This window comes from Burkholderia sp. LMG 13014, assembly GCF_905232215.1.
Taxonomy (GTDB): domain Bacteria; phylum Pseudomonadota; class Gammaproteobacteria; order Burkholderiales; family Burkholderiaceae; genus Burkholderia.
The window spans coordinates 1-2,727 of sequence record NZ_CAJNKE010000711.1 but is presented as its reverse complement, the minus strand read 5'-3'; the positions used below and the strand labels follow the sequence as shown (position 1 = coordinate 2,727).

Annotated in this window: 3 protein-coding genes; 1 reads left to right on the top strand and 2 read right to left on the bottom strand. The window is 67.7% G+C overall.

Annotated features, from left to right (window positions below; all coding sequences use genetic code 11):
* The coding region (locus JYJ84_RS33460; RefSeq protein WP_205190042.1) for an alpha/beta hydrolase at positions 1–922 on the bottom strand (922 nt) is incomplete at its 3' end.
* A gap of 218 nt (positions 923–1,140) precedes the next feature.
* On the opposite strand from JYJ84_RS33460, the gene JYJ84_RS33455 reads away from it, so the two are divergent.
* Positions 1,141–2,034, top strand: a complete 894-nt coding sequence (locus JYJ84_RS33455) for a LysR family transcriptional regulator (protein ID WP_175219861.1) — start codon at positions 1,141–1,143, stop codon at positions 2,032–2,034.
* Positions 2,035–2,048: 14 nt separating this feature from the next.
* Here the strand turns inward: JYJ84_RS33455 and JYJ84_RS33450 are convergent.
* Positions 2,049–2,727, bottom strand: a 679-nt coding sequence (locus JYJ84_RS33450) for a LysR substrate-binding domain-containing protein (protein ID WP_205190041.1), incomplete at its 5' end; no start/stop codon positions are given.

The following is a 2,727-nucleotide window of genomic DNA, read 5'->3' as shown; positions in this document are numbered from 1 at the left end:
GGTGCTTCCGGAAAAACGGCACCAGCTGCTCCAGCGCCTGGCCGGTCGGCGCAGGCTGGTCGTACAGGTCATAGTGGGTGGCGCCGGGCACGATCTGCAGCGTCTTCTCGCTCGACCGCGCGCGGCTGTACAGGTCGAAGCCGTCGCGGTACGAACCGAACGCGCCCGGCTCGCCGCCGCCGACGACGATGTGCAGCGGCTGCGTCAGCAGGTGCTCGGCGAGGAAGAATGCATCCCAGCCGACCGCCGGCGCGAGGCTCGCGAAACGCAGCTGGTTCGGCGAACCGGGCTGCTGGCCACGCGGCGTCTTGTAGTAGTCGACCGCCTCGACGATGTCCACATTGGTCAGGCCCGCTTGTTCGCATTCCTGACGCGAGTTCGGGATATAGGTCGTCAGCAGCGGTTCCGCGCCGCGTGCTTCCGCGGTGCGCTGGCTGGCGATCGCGTCCAGCGTCTTCAGCGCCGAGTCGGGCGTCATGTCGCCTTCGCGCATGAGGCGGCCATAGTTGGCGCCGACCACCGTTGCCACCGCCTTGAACCGGCGCTCGGTCATCGCGGCATTGACCGCATAACCGCCGCCACCGCAAATGCCCAGCACGCCGATCCGCCGCTCGTCCACGAACGGGAGCGTGACCAGGTAGTCCACCGCGCAGCGGAAGTCTTCCACGCGCAGCGCCGGGTCTTCGCTGAAGCGCGGCTCACCGCCGCTCGCGCCCTGGGTCGATGCGTCGAAGGCCAGCGTGATGAACCCCTGCTCGGCGAGCTGTTCGCCGTAGATGCGGCCCGACGTCTGCTCCTTGCAGCTGCTGATCGGGTGCGCGCAGACGATGGCCGGGTAGGTCTTCGTTTCATCGAAGTCCTCAGGAAAGCGCAGATCGGCGGCCACGTCCCACATGCGGTTCTTGAAGGTCACGGTTTTCATGGTGAGGTCCTGTCGTGTGCGCGTGGCCAGCCGTGTCGACGATCGGGCCCTGCGCGCGATGAGTGGATCGGGAACGGTCTCCCGGTGAGCGAGCCGGACGCCGGTATGCCGTCGAGGAGGGCGTACCGTCGGTGCTCGCGGCAAGGAGGACTTTAGACCTTGACAGGCTCGGTGATAATCCAGAAAAATTTTGATGCAGTAATAAGCGGAGCTTCTGAATGAACGGCAACAACCTCAAGGACCTGACGGCCTTCCTGCTGGTCGCCGAAGAAGGCAGCTTCACGCGCGCGGCCGCGCGCCTGGGCATCTCGCAGTCGGCGCTCAGCCAGGTCATCCGCGCGCTCGAGACGCGGCTGGGCCTGCAGCTGTTCGCGCGCACCACGCGCAGCGTTTCGTTGACCGCCGCGGGCAGCCGGTTGCTGGAGCTGATCGGCCCGGCCATGGGCGAGATCGACGCGGGCCTCGACGAAATTACCCACCTGCGCGACAAACCCGCCGGGACGATCCGCCTCAATGCCGACGAATATGCGGTGCAGCATGTCCTGCAGCCGGCCGTGACGCGGCTTCTGCCGGCGTACCCGGACATACGCGTCGAACTCAATATCGATTACGGGCTGACCGACATCGTCAGCGGCCGCTACGACGCGGGCGTGCGGCGCGGCGGGCTCGTGGCCAAAGACATGATCGCCGTGCAGATCAGCGCGCCGCATCCGATGTCGGTCGTCGGGGCGCCGGCGTATTTCGTTCGCCGGCCGGCGCCGAAACACCCGCGCGACCTGACCGAGCATCTCTGCATCAACCTGCGCCTGCCGACGCACGGCGAATATTTCCCGTGGGTGTTTGCGAAAGCGGGCAAGGAGCAGCGCGTGAAGGTCGATGGTCAACTGGTCGGCAACAGCATCGGGTCGGCGCGCGATGCGGCGCTGAGCGGGCTCGGGCTGGCGTACCTGCCGCATGCGTACGTTGCCGATCAGCTTGCCACGGGGCAACTGGTCGAAGTGCTGTCGGGCTGGCGCAAGACCTACGAGCCGTACTACCTCTACTACCCGAGCCGCCGTCACGCGTCCCCCGCGTTTTCGCTGGTGGTCGACGCGCTGCGCTACCGGGGGTAGCGTTCGCGGCCGCGCTACGGCGCCATGTCCTGCGCGATCTCGGCAATCTGCCGGCGCAGCCACCCGTGCGCCGGATCGTCGTGCGTACGCTCGTGCCAGATCATCGTCAACGCGAACGGCGGCACCTCGACCGGCAGCGGCACCGGCGTGATCGGCATCGACTGCGCGACGTGCCATGCGAGACGGCGCGGCAGCACCAGCGTCATGTCGCTCTTCGCGACGACCATCGGCGCCACCAGAAAATGCGGCAGCCGCATCGCGATTCGCCGCTGCAGCCCGTGCTGCGCGAGGGCTGCGTCGACCCGCTCGCCACCGCGGCCGCCGATCGTCACCAGCACGTGCGACAGTGCCGCGAAACGCTTCGGCGTCAGCCGCGCGGACAGCGCCGGATGCCCGTTGCGCACGATGCAGACCAGGCTGTCGTCGTAGAGCTTGCGACGATAGATGCCGGCGGGCAGGGTGTCGTCGTCGAACGCGCCGAGCGCGATACCGGCCGTGCCGTCCACCACGAGTTCGACGTTGTTGCCGCGTGACGGCGGCACGTCGAGATTCATGCCGGGCGCGCGCTGTTCCAGCCGCGCATTCACGTCAGGCATCAGCGTCAGCGCCATGTGATCGAGGCTCGCGATCGAAAACTGCCCGCGCGCGGTGGCCGGATCGAATACGGCCGGCGCGACGATGCTGGCCGCTTCC

Coding starts and splice junctions, on each gene's coding strand:
- JYJ84_RS33455 (WP_175219861.1), top strand. CDS start 1,141: ATGAACGGCAACAACCTCAAGGACCTGACGGCCTTCCTGCTGGTCGCC.